This window comes from Mesorhizobium sp. WSM4815 (assembly GCF_055811575.1).
Map to the genome: position 1 here is coordinate 335,503 of NZ_JBVVQS010000101.1, position 19,157 is coordinate 354,659.

Sequence of the window (19,157 nt, forward strand, 5' to 3'; positions counted from 1 at the left end):
TCGCTGGATGCTCATGCGATGCCGGTTGGCCGGCATCCGAACTGGTCCCACTGGGAGGAAAATCGTGACCAAGACAGCACTGCTAAGATCCACCGTTTTTGCCGCGGCCGGACTGGGTCTGATGGCATTCACCTCGGCTGCGTCCGCCGCCGATGTCGGCGCCTGCCTGATCACCAAGACCGACACCAACCCGTTCTTCGTCAAGATGAAGGAAGGCGCGAGCGCCAAGGCCAAGGAACTCGGCGTCGAACTCAAAGCCTACGCCGGCAAGATCGATGGCGACAGCGAGAGCCAGGTGGCGGCGATCGAAAGCTGCATCGCCGACGGCGCCAAGGGCATCCTGATCACCGCGTCGGATACCAAGGGCATCGTCCCGGCGGTGAAGAAGGCACGTGACGCCGGTCTGCTGGTGATCGCGCTGGACACGCCGCTTGATCCGCTCGACGCCGCCGACGCGACCTTTGCGACCGACAATCTGGAGGCCGGCAAGCTGATTGGTGCCTGGGCCGCAGCGACGCTCGGCGACAAGGCGAAGGATGCCAGGATCGGCTTCCTCGACCTGACGCCCTCGCAGCCGACGGTCGACGTCCTGCGCGACCAGGGCTTCATGATGGGTTACGGTATCGACGTGAAGGACCCCAACAAGATCGGCGATGAGGATGATCCGCGTATCGTCGGCCACGACGTCACCAACGGCAACGAGGAAGGCGGCCGCAAGGCGATGGAGAACCTCCTCCAGAAGGATCCTGGCATCAACGTCATCCACACCATCAACGAGCCGGCAGCCGTCGGCGCCTACCAGGCGCTCAAGGCCGTGGGTCTCGAAGGCAATGTGCTGATCGTGTCGGTCGATGGCGGCTGCCCCGGCGTGAAGTCGGTCGCCGAGGGCGTGATCGGTGCGACGTCACAGCAATATCCGCTGCAGATGGCGGCACTCGGCATCGAAGCGATCGCCGCTTACGCCAAGGACGGGACGAAGCCCAAGCCGACCGAAGGCAAGGATTTCTTCGACACCGGCGTCAACCTCGTGACCGACAAGCCCGCGGAGGGCGTGAAGTCCATCGACACCAAGGAAGGCCTCGCCAAGTGCTGGGGCTGATGCCGGTCTGACGGGCAACAGACCGAAGCGGCCAGGGGCTTGATCCCCGGCCGCTTCGGGTGGACGATGCGGAAATCGCAAGCGCGAACAATTCCGGCGGCAGATCGGGAACGGTTGGACGGGCGTCGGCGCGTAGCTGAAGCCTCATGGGAGGAAACATGTCTCAGGTTCAGGAATTCGAAAAGGCTCTCGCGAACAGCGAGACAAGCGTTGCTGCTTTTGACGAGCATGGCACGTCGCTCGTCAAGCGCATCCAGCATTTCCTGCATTCCACTCCGGCTGCGGTGCCGCTGATCGTGCTGGTCCTGTCGATCGCTGTCTTTGGCGTCACGATCGGAGGACGGTTCTTTTCGTCCTACACGCTGACGCTGATCCTGCAGCAGATCGCCATCGTCGGTATTCTCGGCGCCGCGCAGACGCTGGTCATCCTGACAGCCGGCATCGACCTGTCAATCGGCGTGATCATGGTGATTTCGGCCGTGATCATGGGCAATTGCGCAGTCACCTACGGCCTCCCGACCTTGCTTGCCGTGGTGATCGGGCTTGGCGCTGGCGCGGCCTGCGGGCTGCTCAACGGGGTGCTGGTCGCCTACATGAAGCTGCCGCCCTTCATCGTCACGCTCGGCACCTGGAACATCGTCATGGCCACGAACTTCATCTATTCGGCCAATGAGACGATCCGTGACGCCGACGTCGACGTCCAAGCCCCGCTGCTGCATCTGTTTGGCCTGAACTTCAAGGTCGGCACGGCGGTGCTGACGTTCGGCGTCATTGCCATGGTCGTGCTGGTGCTGTTCTTGTGGTACGTGCTCAATCACACGGCATGGGGCCGTCATGTCTACGCTGTCGGCGACGATCCGGAGGCGGCGAAGCTGTCGGGCATCCAGACCAAGAAGGTGCTGATCTCGGTCTACACGCTTGCCGGGCTGATCGCCGCTTTCGCTGCCTGGGTCTCCATCGGCCGCAACGGCTCGATCTCACCGTCCGCTGCCGTCACCGACTACAATTTGCAGGCGATCACCGCGACGGTGATCGGCGGCATTTCCCTCTTCGGCGGGCGCGGCTCTATTCTGGGCACGCTGTTCGGCGCGATGATCGTCGGCGTCGTTTCGATGGGCCTCAACATGCTGGGCGCCGATCCGCAATGGAAAGTGCTGCTCACCGGTGTGCTGATCATCGGCGCCGTGGCGATCGACCAGTGGATCAGAAAGGTTTCGGTGTAACCATGACCCAGGAGCCCATCCTCACCGCGCGCGGCCTCGTCAAGCGCTACGGCCGCGTTACCGCACTGAACAGCTGCGACTTCGATCTCTATCCGGGAGAGATCCTGGCCGTGATCGGCGACAATGGAGCCGGCAAGTCGACGCTGATCAAGGCGATCTCGGGCGCCGTTGTCCCGGACGAGGGGATCATCGAGTTGGACGGCAAGCAGGTGCTCTTCAAGTCGCCCATCGAAGCCCGCGAAGCCGGCATCGAAACCGTCTACCAGAACCTGGCGCTGTCGCCGGCGCTGTCGATCGCCGACAACATGTTCCTCGGTCGCGAGATCCGCAAACCGGGTTTTCTGGGCGACTGGCTGCGCATGCTCAACCGCCCGGCAATGGAAAAGCGCGCCCGCGACAAGCTCACCGAACTTGGCCTGATGACCATCCAGAACATCAGCCAGGCCGTGGAAACGCTCTCGGGCGGCCAACGCCAGGGCGTGGCGGTGGCGCGCGCCGCCGCCTTCGGCTCGAAGATGGTCATCATGGATGAGCCGACGGCGGCGTTAGGCGTCAAGGAGAGCCGCCGCGTGCTCGAACTGATCCTCGACGTGAAGAAGCGCGGCCTGCCGATCGTGCTGATCTCCCACAACATGCCGCATGTCTTCGAGGTGGCCGACCGCATTCACATCCATCGGCTGGGCCGTCGCCTCTGTGTCATCGATCCCAAGCAATATACGATGTCGGACGCCGTCGCCTTCATGACCGGAGCGAAGCTTCCGCCGGAGGCGGCACTGGCGGCCTGATGCATGTCGCCCAAAAGTGCGCAGCGGTTTTGGGATGACGACTTGCATAGAACAAGAAATGCATGTCGCCCAAAAGCATGCCCTCGGGCGCGAACCGAGGGTGCGCTGCGGTTTTGGGACGATATGCACATAACTAAGAATCTAAGATGCGTCGCAGACGCCGCCCAAACGCGACGCACTTCAAGTTGCTAAACTGCCGCTGGGTAAGCTTCCCCGCGGCAATCTAACTCGATTGAACGCATAACAATATGCGCTAGCATGGGCTGGGAGGAATGGTGAAAGCCGGTATGATCATGGCAACCGCACGAGAGGCAGCATGACGCGCGCGATGACATCCAAAACTCCCATTCTCGAAAACTCCGATCCCAAGGCGCTTGCCGACGAAGTCTTGAAGGCCCTCAAATACAGGCTCGGCAAGGGGACCAGCGTTGCGACGCAATACGACTGGCTCACCGCCTCGATAAAGGTCGTGCGCGACCATATCGTCGATCATTGGATGCAGGCAACGCAAGAGGCCTACGCCCATCAGGAAAAGCGCGTCTATTACCTGTCACTGGAATTCCTCATCGGTCGCCTGATGCGCGACGCCTTCTCCAATCTCGGCCTGATGGACAATATGCGCGAAGCGCTGCGGTCTCTCGGCGTCGACCTCGACCTCATCGCGGCCCTCGAACCAGATGCAGCGCTTGGCAATGGCGGTCTCGGCCGGCTCGCCGCCTGCTTCATGGAAAGCATGGCAACCGTCGACATTCCCGCGCATGGCTATGGCATTCGCTACGCCAATGGCATGTTCCGGCAGGAAATCCATGGCGGCTGGCAGGTTGAGCTGCCCGAGACCTGGCTCGATCACGGCAACCCCTGGGAGTTCGAGCGGCGCGAACGCTCATTCGAGGTCGGTTTCGGCGGCTCGGTGGAATCGATCACCTCGAAGGACGGCAGGCTTGAGCGCCACGTCTGGAAGCCGATCGAACATGTTCTGGCGGTTGCCTACGATACGCCGGTGGTTGGCTGGCGGGCCAACCGCGTCAACACGCTGCGGCTCTGGTCCGGCATGCCGATCGATCCGATCCTGCTCGACAAGTTCAACGCCGGCGACCACATCGGTGCGCTCGCCGAAAGCAACAAGGCCGATGCCTTGTCGCGCGTCCTTTACCCTGCCGATTCCCACAAGGCCGGTCAGGAGCTGCGCCTCAGGCAAGAGTATTTCTTTTCCACCGCATCGTTGCAGGATATCATTCAGCGTCATCTCAGCCAGTATGGCGACCTGCAGTCGCTGCCCGACAAGGCGGCGATCCATCTGAACGACACCCATCCGGCCATCGCCGTGCCCGAGCTGATGCGCCTGTTGATGGATGTCCACGGCATGGATTTCGATCAGGCCTGGAGCATCACCAAGCGCACTTTCGGCTACACCAACCACACACTGCTTCCAGAGGCGCTCGAAAGCTGGCCGGTGCCGCTGTTCGAGCGGCTGTTGCCGCGCCATATGCAGATCGTCTACGCCATCAACGCCGAAGTGCTGCTGGAGGCGCGCGCCTCCGATCAGTTTTCTGACGAGCAGATCAGCCAGATCTCGCTGATACAGGAAAACGGCGAGCGCCGGGTGCGCATGGGCAATCTGGCGTTTGTCGGCTCGCACTCGATCAACGGCGTCTCTGCCCTTCACACCGAGCTGATGAAGGAAACGGTGTTTGCCGAGCTCCACCGACTCTACCCCGACCGCATCAACAACAAGACCAACGGCATCACGCCGCGGCGCTGGCTGATCCAGTGCAATCCCGGTCTCACCGCGCTCACCCGCGAGGCGATCGGCGACCGCTTCCTCGACGATATAGACGCGATCAAGGAGCTCGATGCCTTTGCCGACGACGCCGCCTTCCGCGACAAGTTCGCGGCAGTCAAGCGGGCGAACAAGGCCAAGCTCGCCAATCTCGTCGCCGACCGCCTCGGCATCAGGATCGATCCCTCGGCGCTGTTCGACATCCAGATCAAGCGCATCCACGAATACAAGCGCCAGCTCCTGAACATCCTCGAAACAGTCGCCCTCTACGACCAGATCCGCTCCCATCCCGAGCGCAACTGGATGCCACGCGTCAAGTTCTTCGGCGGCAAGGCGGCGCCCAGCTATCACAATGCCAAGCTGATCATCAAACTCGCCAACGACGTCGCCAAAGTCATCAACCGCGACCCCGCCGTTCGCGGCTTGCTCAAAGTGGTGTTCGTGCCGAACTACAATGTCAGCCTGGCCGAGATCATGATGCCGGCCGCCGATCTTTCGGAGCAGATATCGACCGCCGGGATGGAAGCCTCCGGCACCGGCAACATGAAATTTGCGCTGAACGGTGCGCTGACCATCGGCACGCTCGACGGCGCTAATGTCGAGATCAAGGAATGCGTCGGCGACGACAACATCTTCATTTTCGGCCTGACCACCGAAGAGGTCGCCGAGCGGCGCAGCAACGGCTACGATCCGCGATCGGTGATCGAAGCCTCTCCCGAACTGGCGCAGGCCGTGGCTGCCGTTTCGACGGGCGTCTTTTCGCCTGACGATCCGGAACGCTATCGCGACCTGATGAACGGCCTCTATCAGGGCGACTGGTTCATGGTCGCCGCGGATTTCGATGCCTACGCCTCAACCCAGCGCGATGTCGACGCCGTCTGGCGCGACAGCCCGGATTGGTACGCCAGGGCAATTCGCAATGTCGCCCGCGTCGGCTGGTTCTCGTCCGATCGCACGATCCGCCAATATGCGAAAGAAATCTGGAACGTGCCCGTCTGATATGATTGCATGAGGCCACGAACAATGTGGTCCGGGTGCCGGGGAGGGTCACTGCCTGATGAGGAAGCCGCGCGCGACCGCTGCGACAAGCGGGCCGGATGGACTGGCGTCAGCCGGTGATGTCGCGGCAATTGTCGCCGGCACGCATGGTGATCCTTTCGCTGTCCTCGGTGTGCACGAGGTCGACAAGGGCTTTGTCGCCCGCTGCTTCGTCCCTCATGCCGAGTTCGTCACTGCCTATACGCTGACCGGCAGGAATGCCGGCGAACTCTCCAGGCGCGACGAAGGCGGCTTCTTCGAGGGCAGCCTGTCGCTCAGAAAGCGTCAGCCGCTGCGCTATCACGCGCGCAATGCCGGCGGTGACTGGTGGCTGACCGATCCCTATTCGTTCGGTCCGGTACTGGGTCCGCTGGACGACTATTACATCGCCGAAGGTTCGCACCTCAGGCTGTTCGACAAGCTCGGGGCGCATCTCATCGATCACGAGGGTGCATCCGGCGTGCATTTCGCCGTCTGGGCGCCCAATGCAAGGCGCGTTTCGGTGGTCGGCGACTTCAACGAATGGGACGGCCGCAGGCATACGATGCGCGTCCGCCGCGACACCGGCATCTGGGAGTTGTTCATCCCCGACATCGGCGCCGGACGGCCATACAAATACGAGATCATCGGGCCCGATGGCGTGAGGCTGCCGCTGAAGGCCGATCCGTTCGCTTTCAAGTCCGAACTGCGACCGGCCACCGCTTCGGTGACGGCGCTTCCGCCGGCGCATCAATGGGGTGACGAGGCGCACCGCAATTTCTGGCGCAACGCCGACGCCCGCCGCGAGGCGGTGTCGATCTATGAGGTCCATGCCGGCTCCTGGCAGCTTCACGACGACGGCAGCTTCCTGTCATGGGACGAGCTTGCCGACCGGCTGATCCCGTATGTCGTCGACACGGGTTTCACCCATATCGAATTCATGCCGATCTCCGAACATCCCTATGATCCGTCCTGGGGCTATCAGACGACGGGCCTCTACGCGCCGTCGGCCCGCTTCGGCGATCCGGACGGTTTTGCCCGGTTCGTCGACGGCGCCCACCGCGCCGGCATCGGCGTCATCCTGGACTGGGTGCCGGCGCATTTTCCGGTGGACGCGCATGGCCTGGCCAATTTCGACGGCACCGCGCTCTATGAGCATGCCGACCCGCGCAAGGGCTTCCATCCCGACTGGAACACCGCGATCTACAATTTCGGCCGGCGCGAGGTGGTCTCGTTCCTGGTCAACAATGCGCTGTTCTGGGCCGAAAAATACCATGTCGACGGTTTGCGCGTCGATGCCGTCGCCTCGATGCTCTACCTCGACTATTCGCGCAAGGCCGGCGAATGGATTCCCAACGAAAAAGGCGGGCGCGAAAACCTCGAGGCGGTCAGCTTCCTCCAGAGGATGAACAAGGAAGTCTATGGTCATCATCCGGGTGTGATGACGATCGCCGAGGAATCGACCTCATGGCCAAAAGTTTCGCAGCCGGTGCATGAGGGCGGGCTGGGTTTCGGCTTCAAGTGGAACATGGGCTTCATGCACGACACGCTGGAGTATTTCTCCAAAGAGCCGATTTTCCGCAAGCATCACCACGGCGACATCACCTTCGGTCTGGTCTACGCCTTCTCAGAGAATTTCGTGCTGCCGCTCTCCCATGACGAGGTCGTGCACGGCAAGGGGACGCTGCTTGGCAAGATGGCCGGTGACGACTGGCAGAAATTCGCGACGCTGCGCGCCTACTACGCCTTCATGTGGGGCTACCCCGGCAAGAAGCTGTTGTTCATGGGGCAGGAATTCGCCCAGCGCCGCGAGTGGAGCGAGGCGCGCGCACTCGACTGGAACCTGCTCGATTTCCGGGCCCACCGCGGCGTCTGGCAGACGGTGCGCGATCTCAACTATCTCTACCGCTCACGGCCGGCGTTGCATGCGCGCGATTGCGAACCGGAGGGCTTTTCCTGGCTGATCGTCGACGACAGCGCCAACTCGGTCTTTGCCTGGCTGCGCAGCGCGCCGGGCGGAAACCCGGTCGCCGTCATCTCCAATTTTACGCCGGTGCCGCGCGACAATTACCGCGTGCCGTTGCCAATGGCTGGAAGATGGCGCGAGATCATCAACACGGACGCCTCCGACTATGGCGGTTCCGGCAAGGGCAATGACGGTGCCGTCGAGGCTCGGAAGGAAGCAGGAGGCATCTCGGCGACGATGCTGTTGCCGCCGCTGTCGACGATCATGCTCGAATTTGCTCCGGACTAGGCGATGTCTCGCAGCGCGTAACTTGGGAGGATAAGAATGGCAGAGATAAAACGGACCCAGCCGCTGGCGCGCGATGCCATGGCCTATGTTCTGGCCGGCGGCCGTGGCAGCCGCCTCAAGGAATTGACCGACCGGCGCGCCAAACCGGCGGTCTATTTCGGCGGCAAGACGCGCATCATCGATTTTGCGCTCTCCAATGCGCTCAATTCCGGTATTCGCCGCCTCGGCGTGGCCACCCAGTACAAGGCGCACTCGCTGATCCGCCACCTGCAGCGCGGCTGGAACTTCCTTCGGCCCGAGCGCAACGAGAGCTTCGACATCCTGCCGGCCAGTCAGCGCGTATCGGAAACGCAATGGTATGAGGGCACGGCCGATGCCGTCTACCAGAACATCGACATCATCGAGGCCTACGGGCCCGAATACATGGTCATCCTGGCCGGCGATCACGTCTACAAGATGGACTATGAGCTGATGCTTCGCCAGCATGTCGACGCCGGCGCCGACGTCACCGTCGGCTGCCTCGAAGTGCCGCGCATGGAGGCGACCGGCTTCGGCGTCATGCATGTCGACAAGAAGGACACCATCATCTCCTTCATCGAGAAGCCCGCCGATCCGCCCGGCATTCCCGACAAGCCGGATTTTGCCCTGGCCTCGATGGGCATCTACGTGTTCAAGACCAAGTTCCTGATGGAGCAGCTGCGCCGCGACGCGGCCGAACCGGGCTCAAGCCGTGACTTCGGCAAGGACATCATCCCCTATGTCGTCGAGCACGGCAAGGCGATCGCCCATCGCTTCGCCAAATCCTGCGTGCGCTCGACCGCCGAGAACGAAGCCTACTGGCGCGATGTCGGGACCGTCGACGCCTATTGGGAAGCCAATATCGACCTCACCGACATCACGCCCGAGCTCGATCTCTACGACCGCGACTGGCCGATCTGGACCTATGCCGAGCTGAAGCCGCCGGCGAAGTTCGTGCATGACGAGGATGGTCGCCGTGGCTCGGCGGTATCCTCGCTGGTCTCGGGCGATTGCATCGTCTCAGGCGCGTCGCTGAAGCGAAGCCTGATCTTCACCGGCGCGCGCATCAACTCCTATTCGACGCTCGAGGACGTCGTCATGCTGCCCGACTGCCAGGTCGGCCGCAGCGCGAGATTGAAGCGCGTGGTGATCGATCATGGCGTCAGGATTCCCGAAGGGCTCGTGGTCGGCGAGGATCCCGTCCTCGACGCCAAGCGCTTCCGCGTTTCCGAAAAGGGCATCTGCCTCGTCACGCAGGCCATGATCGACAAACTGGGACTGTCGTGAATGCAGGTCCTTTCGGTCACGCCCGAAATATTCCCTCTGATCAAGACTGGCGGGCTTGCCGACGTGACCGGCGCGTTGCCCATCGCGCTCGCCGGCAAGGGCGTGGCGATGCGCACGCTTGTTCCCGGCTATCCCCAGATCATCGATGCCTTCAAGAAGAAAAAACCCGTTCACCACTATCCGCTGCTGCAAGGCGGCAAGGCTTCGGTCCATGCCGTCCAGATCGCCGGGCTCGACCTGTTCGTGCTCGACGCGCCGCATCTGTTCGATCGCCCCGGCGGCCCCTACGGCAATGCCACAGGCGCCGACTGGCCGGACAATTGGCGGCGTTTCGCGGCCCTGAGCCAGGTTGGCGGCGACATCGCTGGCGGCGCCGTCTCGGGTTACCAGCCTGACATCGTCCATGCCCATGACTGGCAATCGGCGATGACGCTGGCCTATATGCGCTACGGCAAGGCGGTCGGCACGCCGTCAATGATCACCGTCCACAATCTCGCTTTCCAGGGCCAGTTCGGCGCCGGCATCTTCGGCGAACTCGGTCTGCCGGCGGCGGCCATGGCGCTCGACGGCGTCGAATATTATGGCGGCGTCGGTTTCCTCAAGGCTGGCCTGCAGGCCGCCTGGGCCATCACCACAGTCAGCCCGACCTATGCGCAGGAGATCCGCTCGCCGGAATTCGGCATGGGGCTCGATGGCCTCATCAACATGCGGTCCGTCGATCTCTATGGCATCGTCAACGGCATCGACACCGAGATATGGAACCCTGAAACCGACAAGCATCTGGTCTCCAGCTACACGGCCAGGACATTGAAGGCGCGGCACCCCAACCGGACCGCCGTCGAGGATCGTTTCAACCTTGACCGCGACGACAGTCCGATCGTCTGCGTGATCAGCCGGCTCACCTGGCAGAAGGGAATGGACATACTGGCAACGGTCGTCGACGGGATTGTTGCGAGGGGTGCCCGCCTGGCGATCCTGGGGTCCGGCGACGCCGGCCTCGAAGGCGCGCTGCTGGCCGCCGCCGCCCGCCATCGCGGTCGCATCGGCGTCGTCGTCGGTTATGACGAGGCGCTTTCCCACACCATGCAGGGCGGCTGTGACGCAATCATCATACCGTCGCGCTTCGAGCCTTGCGGACTGACGCAGCTTTACGGCCTGCGCTATGGCTGCGTGCCGGTCGTCGCCCGCACCGGCGGTCTTGCCGACACCGTCATCGACGCCAATGAAGCGGCGATTTCGGCAGGTGTGGCGACCGGCTTCCAGTTCGCACCCGCCGATGCCGGCGCCTTGCTGCACGCCATCCGCCGGCTGGTCGCGGCGCACGCCAACCCTGCGATCTGGACGTCGATGCAGCGGCAAGGCATGAAGGCGGATGTGTCGTGGGATAAAAGCGCAGAAAAATACCTCGAACTCTATCGCTTGCTGCTTTCGAAAAGGGCTTGACGCATGATACGCACCGTCGCCACCAAACCTTATCTCGACCAGAAGCCCGGCACATCCGGGCTGCGCAAGAAAGTGCCGGTGTTCCAGCAGGAGCACTATGCCGAGAACTTCATCCAGTCGATTTTCGATGCGCTGGACGGGTTCAAGGGCAAGACGCTGGTGATCGGCGGCGACGGCCGCTTTTACAACCGCGAGGTCATCCAGGAGGCCATCGCCATGGCGGCGGCAAACGGTTTCGGCAAGGTGATGGTCGGGCAGGGCGGCATCCTGTCGACGCCGGCCGCTTCCAACATCATTCGCAAATACAATACCTTCGGCGGCATCATCCTGTCGGCCAGCCACAATCCGGGCGGCCCGCACGAGGATTTCGGCATCAAATACAATGCCGGCAATGGCGGCCCGGCACCGGAAAAGCTGACCGACGCGATCTTCGCCAAGACCAAGACGATTTCGAGCTTCAAGACCGCCGATATCGGCACGGTCGACCTCGACACGATCGGTACCGTCGAGGCGGGCGGCATGACCGTCGAGGTGATCGACCCGGTCGCCGACTATGCCGAGCTGATGGAAAACCTGTTCGATTTCGATGCGTTGCGTGGGCTGTTCAAGTCAGGCTTCCGCATGCGCTTCGACGCCATGCATGCCGTGACCGGTCCCTATGCCAAGGAGATCCTGGAGAACCGGCTCGGCGCGCCGAAAGGCACCGCCCGCAACTTCGTTCCCCTGCCGGATTTCGGCGGCCACCACCCAGACCCGAACCTGGTCCACGCAAAGCACCTCTATGACGAGATGATGGGACCGGATGCGCCGGATTTCGGCGCCGCTTCCGACGGCGACGGCGACCGCAACCTGATCATCGGCAAGGGCATTTTCGTCACCCCGTCGGATTCGGTGGCTATGCTCGCCGCCAATGCTCATCTGGCGCCGGGCTACAAGGCTGGCCTGAAAGGCATCGCCCGCTCGATGCCGACCAGCGGTGCAGCCGACCGCGTCGCCGAAAAGCTCGGCATCGGCATCTATGAAACGCCGACCGGCTGGAAATTCTTTGGCAATCTGCTCGATGCCGACATGGCGACGATCTGCGGCGAGGAAAGTGCCGGAACCGGCTCCAACCATGTCCGCGAAAAGGACGGGCTGTGGGCCGTGCTTTTGTGGCTCAATATCCTCGCTGCCCGCGGCGAAAGCGCCAAGCAGATCGTCACCGAGCACTGGGCCGCCTATGGCCGCAATTACTACTCACGCCATGACTACGAGGAGGTCGAGACCGACCGCGCCAATGCGCTGGTCGACGAATTGCGGGCCAGGCTCGCTTCCTTGCCCGGCACCAGCGTGCGCGGCATGAAGATCGCCAGCGCCGACGATTTCGCCTATCACGACCCGGTCGACGGCTCGATAGCCAGGAACCAGGGCATCAGGGTGCTGTTCGAAGGCGGATCGCGCGTCGTCTTCCGTCTCTCCGGCACCGGTACCTCGGGGGCGACGCTGCGCGTCTATATCGAGCGCTACGAGCCGGACAAGTCCAGGCACGATCTCGACACGCAGGAGGCGCTTGCCGACCTGATTGCGGCAGCCGATGATATTGCCGGGATACGCAGCCATACCGGCCGCGCCGAGCCGAGCGTGATTACGTGAGTTTGGTTGACAGCCGGCCGTCTGAGTTCGGCCTGCGTTGCGAGGCTCCCCCTTCTCCCCTTGTGGGAGAAGGTGGCCGAGCGAAGCTCGGTCGGATGAGGGGTGTTCCAGCTTGGCGCACACCTTTGCTCAAATCGCCCATGCCTCGTTTCTTCCAGCACCCCTCATCCGTCTCGGCGCTGCGCGCCAATCCACCTTCTCCCGCAAGGGGAGAAGGGGTCGCCGTATGAACTCACTCGGTGCCACCGTCACCCGCGGCGGCATCCGCTTTGCCGCATGGTCGTCCGCGGCCAGCCGGCTCTGGGTCTCGATCTTCGATGAGCAGGGAGAGAGGGAGATCGACCGGCTCGAACTCCAGCCGGAAGGCGAGGGCGTTCACGCGCTTTTCGTTGTCGGCCTCCCCGCCGGCACTCGATACGGATTTCGCGCCGATGGCGATTATACGCCCGAGAATAGGCTTTGGTTCGATCCCGACAAGCTGCTGGTCGACCCCTATGCCGTCGAAATCGACAGGCCTTATGTCTATGACATCAGGCTCGCCGCGCGCCGGGGCGAGGGCACCGATACCGCGCCGCTGCTGCCGAAGGCGATTGCCGCCACCCTGCCGCAGCCGGTGCCTGCCTTGCCGCCGCTGTTCCAGCCCGGTGGCCTGATCTATGAAGTGCCGGTGCGCGCCTTCACCATGCTGCATCCCGACATCCCGAAGCACCAGCACGGGACGATTGCAGCGCTTGCCCATCCGGCTATCGTCGGGCATCTGAAAAAGCTCGGGGTCGGGGCGGTCGAACTGATGCCGGTGACGGCATCGATCGACGAGCGGCATTTGCCGCCGCTCGGGCTGCGCAATGCCTGGGGCTACAATCCCGTGACCTTCATGGCGCTCGATCCGCGCCTCGCGCCCGGCGGTCTCGCGGAATTGCGGCAGACGGTTGTCACGCTGCGTGAGGCCGGGATCGGCGTCATCCTCGATCTTGTCTTCAACCACACCGGCGAAAGCGACAGGCTTGGGCCGACGCTGTCGCTGCGCGGTCTCGACAGCCGCGCCTACTACCGGCATCGGCCGGACGGCAGCTTGATCAACGACACCGGCACCGGCAACACCGTCGCTTGTGATCATCCGGTCGTCAGGGAAATGGTCCTCGACACGCTTCGTTACTTTGTCCGCCATGCCGGCGTCGATGGTTTCCGCTTCGATCTGGCGCCCATTCTGGGGCGGGTCGATGGCGCGTTCGACGCCGCTGCGCCACTGCTCATGGCTATTCGGGATGATCCGCTCCTTGGCGACCGGGTGCTCATCGCCGAGCCATGGGATATCGGCCCGGACGGCTATCAGCTTGGCAATTTTCCGCCGCCCTTCCTCGAATGGAACGACAGATATCGCGACGACATCCGCCGGTTCTGGCGCGGCGACAGCGGGATGGTCGGCGCGCTCGCCACCCGGGTTGCCGGCTCGTCCGACGTGTTTGCCAAGCCAGGCCAGCAGACGAGCCGCAGCGTCAATTTCATCGCCGCGCATGACGGCATGACGCTGGCCGACATTGTTGCCTACGAGCACAAGCACAATGAGGCCAATGGCGAGCAGAACCGCGATGGCCACGTTGACAATCTGTCCTGGAACAATGGCGTCGAGGGTGAGACCGGCGACCGGGCGATCGTTACGGCACGTTTCGATGACCGGTGTGCGCTGCTGGCCACGCTGTTTGCCTCACGCGGCACGATCATGCTGACCGCCGGAGACGAATTCGGCCGCACCCAGAAGGGCAACAACAACGCCTATGCGCAGGACAACGAGATCACCTGGCTCGACTGGTCCGGGCGCGATCGGGCGCTGGAACAATACGCCGTTTTGCTCGCCGCGACGCGTCGTTGCGTGCCGGCGCTTTCCGACACGCGCTTCCTGACTGGAGAGCCGCCGCCCGGATCAGAACAACCGGACGCGGTCTGGCTCACTGAAACCGGCACGCCGCTCGACAAGGCAGGCTGGCACGATCCGGCGCGGTACCGCCTGGTCATGATGCTCGGCAGCGATGATCGCCGCCTTGCCGTTGTCATCAATGGCGATCGCCGGGCGTGTATGTTCACGCTGCCGGAGCGCGACGGATTTCGCTGGCAGCCAGCCATCGAAGCATCGGACGGCGCAGCCGGAATTTCACGGCCGGTGCCGGGGCGAACGGTGATTTTCATGATCGAACACGAAGCCGCGCAGGCTCAGATAAAGGAGAACCCGAGTGGCAAGTGACCACGCCGAGTGGTGGCGCGGCTGCGTCATCTACCAGATCTACCCGCGCTCCTTCCAGGACACGACGGGGGACGGCAGTGGCGATCTGCGTGGTATCACATCGAGGCTGGCGCATGTCGCATCGCTTGGCGCTGACGCCGTCTGGCTGTCGCCCTTCTTCAAGTCGCCGATGGCCGATATGGGCTACGACGTATCCGACTATACAGCCGTCGATCCGATGTTCGGCACAGCAGAGGATTTCGACGCAGTGGTCGCCGAGGCGCACCGTCTCGGCCTGAAAGTCATTATCGACCAGGTTCTGTCGCATTCGTCCGACCGGCACGAATGGTTCGTCGAAAGCCGCGCGAGCCGCGATAATCCCAGGGCGGACTGGTATGTCTGGTCCGATCCGAAGCCAGATGGCACCGCGCCCAACAACTGGCTGTCGGTCTTCGGCGGCCCCGCCTGGGAGTGGGACGCGACCCGCAGGCAATATTACATGCACAATTTCCTCGCCTCGCAGCCGGACCTCAATTTCCACAATCCGGAGGTTCAGGACGCCTTGCTGGAAACGGTGCGGTTTTGGCTGGAGCGCGGCGTCGACGGGTTTCGCCTCGATACCGTCAACTACTATGTCCATGACCGCTGGCTGCGCAGCAACCCGCCCCTGGCGTCAAGCGTCGCAGGCACCAACACCGAAACCAATCCGTACCTCTATCAGGAGCATTTGTTTGACAAGACGCAGCCCGAAAACCTCGCTTTCCTCAAGCGGTTTCGGACGCTGCTCGACGAGTATGAGGGCCGCGTCGCTGTCGGCGAGGTCGGCGACGAAGCCCGTTCGTTGCAGACGCTCGCCGCCTACACCAGCGGCGGCGACAAGCTCGACATGTGCTACACATTCGACCTGCTCGGTCCGCAATTCTCGGCGGCGCATGTGCGTGGATGCGTCGAAGCGTTCGAGAGTGCTGTCTCCGACGGCTGGGTCTGCTGGGCGTTTTCCAACCACGATGTCGTTCGCCATGTGACCCGATGGACAATGCCCGGCGGCTATCCGGAAAGGACGGCGAAGTTCTCCATCGCGCTGCTGTCATGCCTGCGAGGATCGATCTGCCTCTATCAGGGTGAGGAACTCGGGCTGGAGGAGGCGGAATTGGCGTTCGAGGATCTGCGCGATCCTTACGGCATCCGCTTCTGGCCGGGGTTCAAGGGCAGGGATGGCTGCCGCACGCCAATGGTGTGGGAGAAGGGCGCCAACAATGCCGGCTTTTCAATCGGCAGGCCGTGGCTTCCAATCCCGGAAAGCCATCGCGCCCGCGCGGTCGATATCCAGAACGGCGAGGAAAAGTCAGTTTTGGCCAGCTATCGGGCGATGCTGGCGTTGCGCAGGCGGCATGCGGCGCTGGTACAAGGTTCGATCCGTTTTCTCGATGCCGAGGGCGAAGTGCTTGCCTTCATTCGCGAAGGCGGCGGCGAGAAGCTGCTGTGCGTTTTCAACTTCGCCGAGGAGCCGGCCAACTGGCCGTTGCCGCAGGGTATCGATGTCGCAGAGACGATCGACCTTGGCGCTGGTGCCGCCTTGCAGGAAAAGATTCTGTCGCTGCCGCCGTTGGGCTGCTTTCTCGGACGAGCCGGCTGATCTCTCCAACTCACTGAACAAGCACAGAGCGCCCGCAAGTCGCGCCCATGACCCGGACATCGGCCTCGCCGACGCGCACGCCCAGCGCCCCAAGCACGTTGTAAACCAATTCGTCGACCGGCGCCGTCACGCCGTTCAGCAGCGCCACCACTGCCGGCTTCACGGTTCCGAGCAAGGCGGTTACATCAAGCCCGAGGCCCAGCGCACTGACCGAAAGCGACAAATTGTTGACCAGCGACGTGGTGAGAGATTGCGTCAGGTTCTTCGTCGAGGCGTTCTTTATCGTCTTGCTTGCGATGTCGGTGCTGTTGAAGGTCAAGATCGTCGGATCGTTGTTGGCGATCTCAACGGCTGCAGAACCATTCACGCCGATCAGATTGAGGGTGAGAAACAGAAGCTTCACGCTGACCTGCGCGATTTCGGCATTTTGAAACGACTGTGGGTTGCTGAAATCGGCGAAGGCGTAGGGGCTGTTATCGGCATCGCTGGCGCCAAGGTGCAGCGAGGCAAGGCCCGGACGTGCGGCAATGGTAACTTTCAAACTGTCGGGGTGCCCCGTCGGGCAGCTGATGTCGGTCAGCTTGGCTTCGGCAGAGGCCACCTCGACATGCAGCGGCAGTTTGACGGCCAGCAGGCTGATGCCGCCACCGAGGTTCGCATTGCTGCCGCCGACGGACGCCACCAGCTTGATCCGCGTCTGCGCCGTACGCACCACAGCACCCTTCTCGCCGATTGTCAGCCATGGCGAGAATTGTGCAGGTTCGCCGATTGCAATCGCAAGCGTGGTGGAGGCAAGCCCCGGAATGGCGGCTCCGAGATTGAGCTCGACCTGCTTCGAGCCGTTGGCCAGTGCAGCAGCGGTGGTCAGCATGCCCATGGCGCTGGCGGCGACCGAAAAGCCGGGCGACTTTTGCCCGAGGCCCAACTGGCCCATTGATCCAAGATCGACAAGATGATTGAGCGGTATCTTGACCGTGCTGGTGGTCCTTGACGCGATTGTCTGCAAAGCAAGCTTGCTGGTGCTGCCAACGGGTGAAACATTGGCCATGGCGGTCGCTATCTCGCCCACCGTCGCTTTGGAAGCCAGCACCTCCGAATAGCTGACACCTGTCAGCTGCATCTCAACGGCAAGGGCATCGATGAACGAAAGCAGGTTCACGTCGGCAGCGATCAGAGCGTTGTAGTCCATGACGCTGAGCGCGATGTTGCCGCCCAGGAACTTGCTGAGAAGAGCGTTGAGGATGCCGCCATTGACGCTTAGAAGCCTTGACCCGACCGAGAACATCGCCTGCGGCGCTATGCTGGCCACGGCTTGGGTGCCGATCACCGGCGTAGGGATAAGCGAACTCGCGAAATAGCGGGCAGGAACCTTTTTCAGCGTGACATGGACGGCGTTGTAGGGCGTTTTGCCGGCCTCGAAGCGCTTGTCGACGCCGAGCGACGACACTGCTGAATATCGGCCGGGGGTGACCGACACGATAGTCTTTCCAAGGGCAGGGGTGATCGTCTGCCCTGCCTTTTGAACAACGATACCCGGCATTCCGTTGTCGCCGAGCGTGGTCACCACCGCGGCTTCAATGTTGTTGATGTTGGAGGCGGCGGTGATTGCCGCCAGATCGACCAGCGACTGAGCCTCCCGGCGCTCCACATAGATCGAGCCTTCATCGATGGCGAAGGCGGCCAGCGCCAGCGCGAACGGTGCGCACAGCGCCGTCATGACGGCGAAGTTCGCCGTCTGGTCGCCAAGCATCGAGCGGGCGACCCGGCCGATCCTGCGCGCCAAAGTTTGCGACATTCAGATGCCTCCGACCCGGATTTTCGACTGGCGTGAGATCGTGGTGCCAGGCATGGGCAGCGCCGGAAACAGATTCCAGACCGGCAGGTTACGGGCATCATATTGGATGGACACGACGAACTGGTTTCCGTCGGCCGTGCTGTCCTTGGCCTGGTAGGTCAGCTTGTCGGAATCGACGAATGGATATCCCGCGGCATTGGTGGTGACGAAACTGGTCACCAGCGCCTGGCGCTCAACTTCGTTCAGCCCGGCAATCGCCGTGCGTGCGGCGTCCGCTGCGATCTGCTGCACGGAGTGACTGGCGCCAAAATAGATGCCATATGCAACCATGCCGAGCAGAAGCAGGATAAAAAAGGGTGCAAGCAGTGCGAATTCGATCGCGGACGTTCCGGACGGTTCTCGAAACTGGTGTAATTTGCGTTTTAGCTGACGCGTATTGCGCCGGTTTTTAGCTATTGTCCCAGTTTCCGCGCTGTTCATATCCGTCGCCCATCAAGACATACCGAAGCCCGCAAAAGATGTAACCCGTGGTTGCTTAAAGGCGGCTTAAGACATTGTGGCAAAGTGGAATCGACGACAGATTTCCTGCCGGAGGCGAATGCTTGAAGCGGTTCTTCCGCCAAGTCGTGGAATTCATCAGCCGACGCGGCGCCCCGCTTCGACGCCCGACTTCTTCAACAAAAGCGGCGCAACCTGCTCGTTGCAGAGAAAGCGCCGTCGATCCCATCGACCACAACCTAGGATTTAGTTAGTAAGGGACCCCATTGACTTGCATCAATATCATGCGATCCGCTGAAGGCTATCTGCCCAGTCCCCAGTCCAAACTTCCCACGAGGTGCAAGGGTTTTCGCGCAATGAATGGATCTGACGTGCGGGTCGTGTCAAATTGCTGCCGCGGCCAAACCTTGGATGACATCTTGCTGCGCTGATCAGAATCTCTATGTGGCAAAGAACAGGGGGCGCGACTGCA

The 19,157-nt window shown here is 62.4% G+C and carries 12 protein-coding genes; 10 read left to right on the plus strand and 2 right to left on the minus strand.

Features of this window, described 5'->3' with window-relative positions:
* The first annotated feature begins 121 nt into the window (after positions 1-121).
* The 10 genes from AC0L2B_RS27160 (at position 122) to bglA (ending at position 16,392) form a co-directional block, all read left to right on the plus strand.
* On the plus strand, positions 122-1,099 hold the full coding sequence (locus tag AC0L2B_RS27160) for a sugar ABC transporter substrate-binding protein (RefSeq protein ID WP_236388945.1): 978 nt from the start codon (positions 122-124) through the stop codon (positions 1,097-1,099).
* 158 nt (positions 1,100-1,257) lie between these two features.
* Entirely contained in the window at positions 1,258-2,322 is a 1,065-nt protein-coding gene (locus AC0L2B_RS27165; protein WP_473747506.1) for an ABC transporter permease, read from the plus strand.
* A 2-nt stretch (positions 2,323-2,324) separates the two neighbouring features.
* A complete protein-coding gene (locus AC0L2B_RS27170) occupies positions 2,325-3,107 on the plus strand; it encodes an ATP-binding cassette domain-containing protein (RefSeq protein WP_473747507.1) in 783 nt (260 codons plus the stop codon).
* 316 nt (positions 3,108-3,423) lie between these two features.
* Positions 3,424-5,886: a glycogen/starch/alpha-glucan phosphorylase gene (locus AC0L2B_RS27175; protein WP_473747508.1), complete on the plus strand. Its 2,463-nt coding sequence runs from the start codon at positions 3,424-3,426 to the stop codon at positions 5,884-5,886.
* A gap of 58 nt (positions 5,887-5,944) precedes the next feature.
* Positions 5,945-8,158, plus strand: a complete 2,214-nt coding sequence (glgB, locus tag AC0L2B_RS27180; RefSeq protein WP_473747509.1) for a 1,4-alpha-glucan branching protein GlgB — start codon at positions 5,945-5,947, stop codon at positions 8,156-8,158.
* Positions 8,159-8,194: 36 nt separating this feature from the next.
* Positions 8,195-9,463: a glucose-1-phosphate adenylyltransferase gene (gene glgC / locus AC0L2B_RS27185; protein WP_077381220.1), complete on the plus strand. Its 1,269-nt coding sequence runs from the start codon at positions 8,195-8,197 to the stop codon at positions 9,461-9,463.
* The gene (gene glgA, locus AC0L2B_RS27190; protein ID WP_473508653.1) at positions 9,464-10,906 is read left to right on the plus strand and encodes a glycogen synthase GlgA; all 1,443 of its coding nucleotides are present in this window, start codon (positions 9,464-9,466) and stop codon (positions 10,904-10,906) included.
* A 3-nt stretch (positions 10,907-10,909) separates the two neighbouring features.
* Entirely contained in the window at positions 10,910-12,538 is a 1,629-nt protein-coding gene (locus AC0L2B_RS27195) for an alpha-D-glucose phosphate-specific phosphoglucomutase (protein WP_473747510.1), read from the plus strand.
* Between the two features lie 226 nt (positions 12,539-12,764).
* Positions 12,765-14,777: a glycogen debranching protein GlgX gene (glgX, locus tag AC0L2B_RS27200; protein ID WP_473747511.1), complete on the plus strand. Its 2,013-nt coding sequence runs from the start codon at positions 12,765-12,767 to the stop codon at positions 14,775-14,777.
* Positions 14,767-16,392 carry a beta-galactosidase BglA gene (gene bglA / locus AC0L2B_RS27205; protein WP_473747512.1) on the plus strand — a complete coding sequence of 542 codons (1,626 nt, stop codon included), beginning with the start codon at positions 14,767-14,769 and terminating at the stop codon, positions 16,390-16,392. The genes glgX and bglA overlap by 11 nt, the downstream gene beginning before the upstream one ends.
* A 10-nt stretch (positions 16,393-16,402) precedes the next feature.
* Here the strand turns inward: bglA and AC0L2B_RS27210 are convergent, their stop codons facing one another.
* Positions 16,403-18,187: a pilus assembly protein TadG-related protein gene (locus tag AC0L2B_RS27210; RefSeq protein WP_473747513.1), complete on the minus strand. Its 1,785-nt coding sequence runs from the start codon at positions 18,185-18,187 to the stop codon at positions 16,403-16,405.
* Positions 18,188-18,667 carry a TadE family protein gene (locus AC0L2B_RS27215; protein WP_473747514.1) on the minus strand — a complete coding sequence of 160 codons (480 nt, stop codon included), beginning with the start codon at positions 18,665-18,667 and terminating at the stop codon, positions 18,188-18,190. It lies immediately after the preceding gene.
* Between the last annotated feature and the right edge of the window lie 490 nt (positions 18,668-19,157).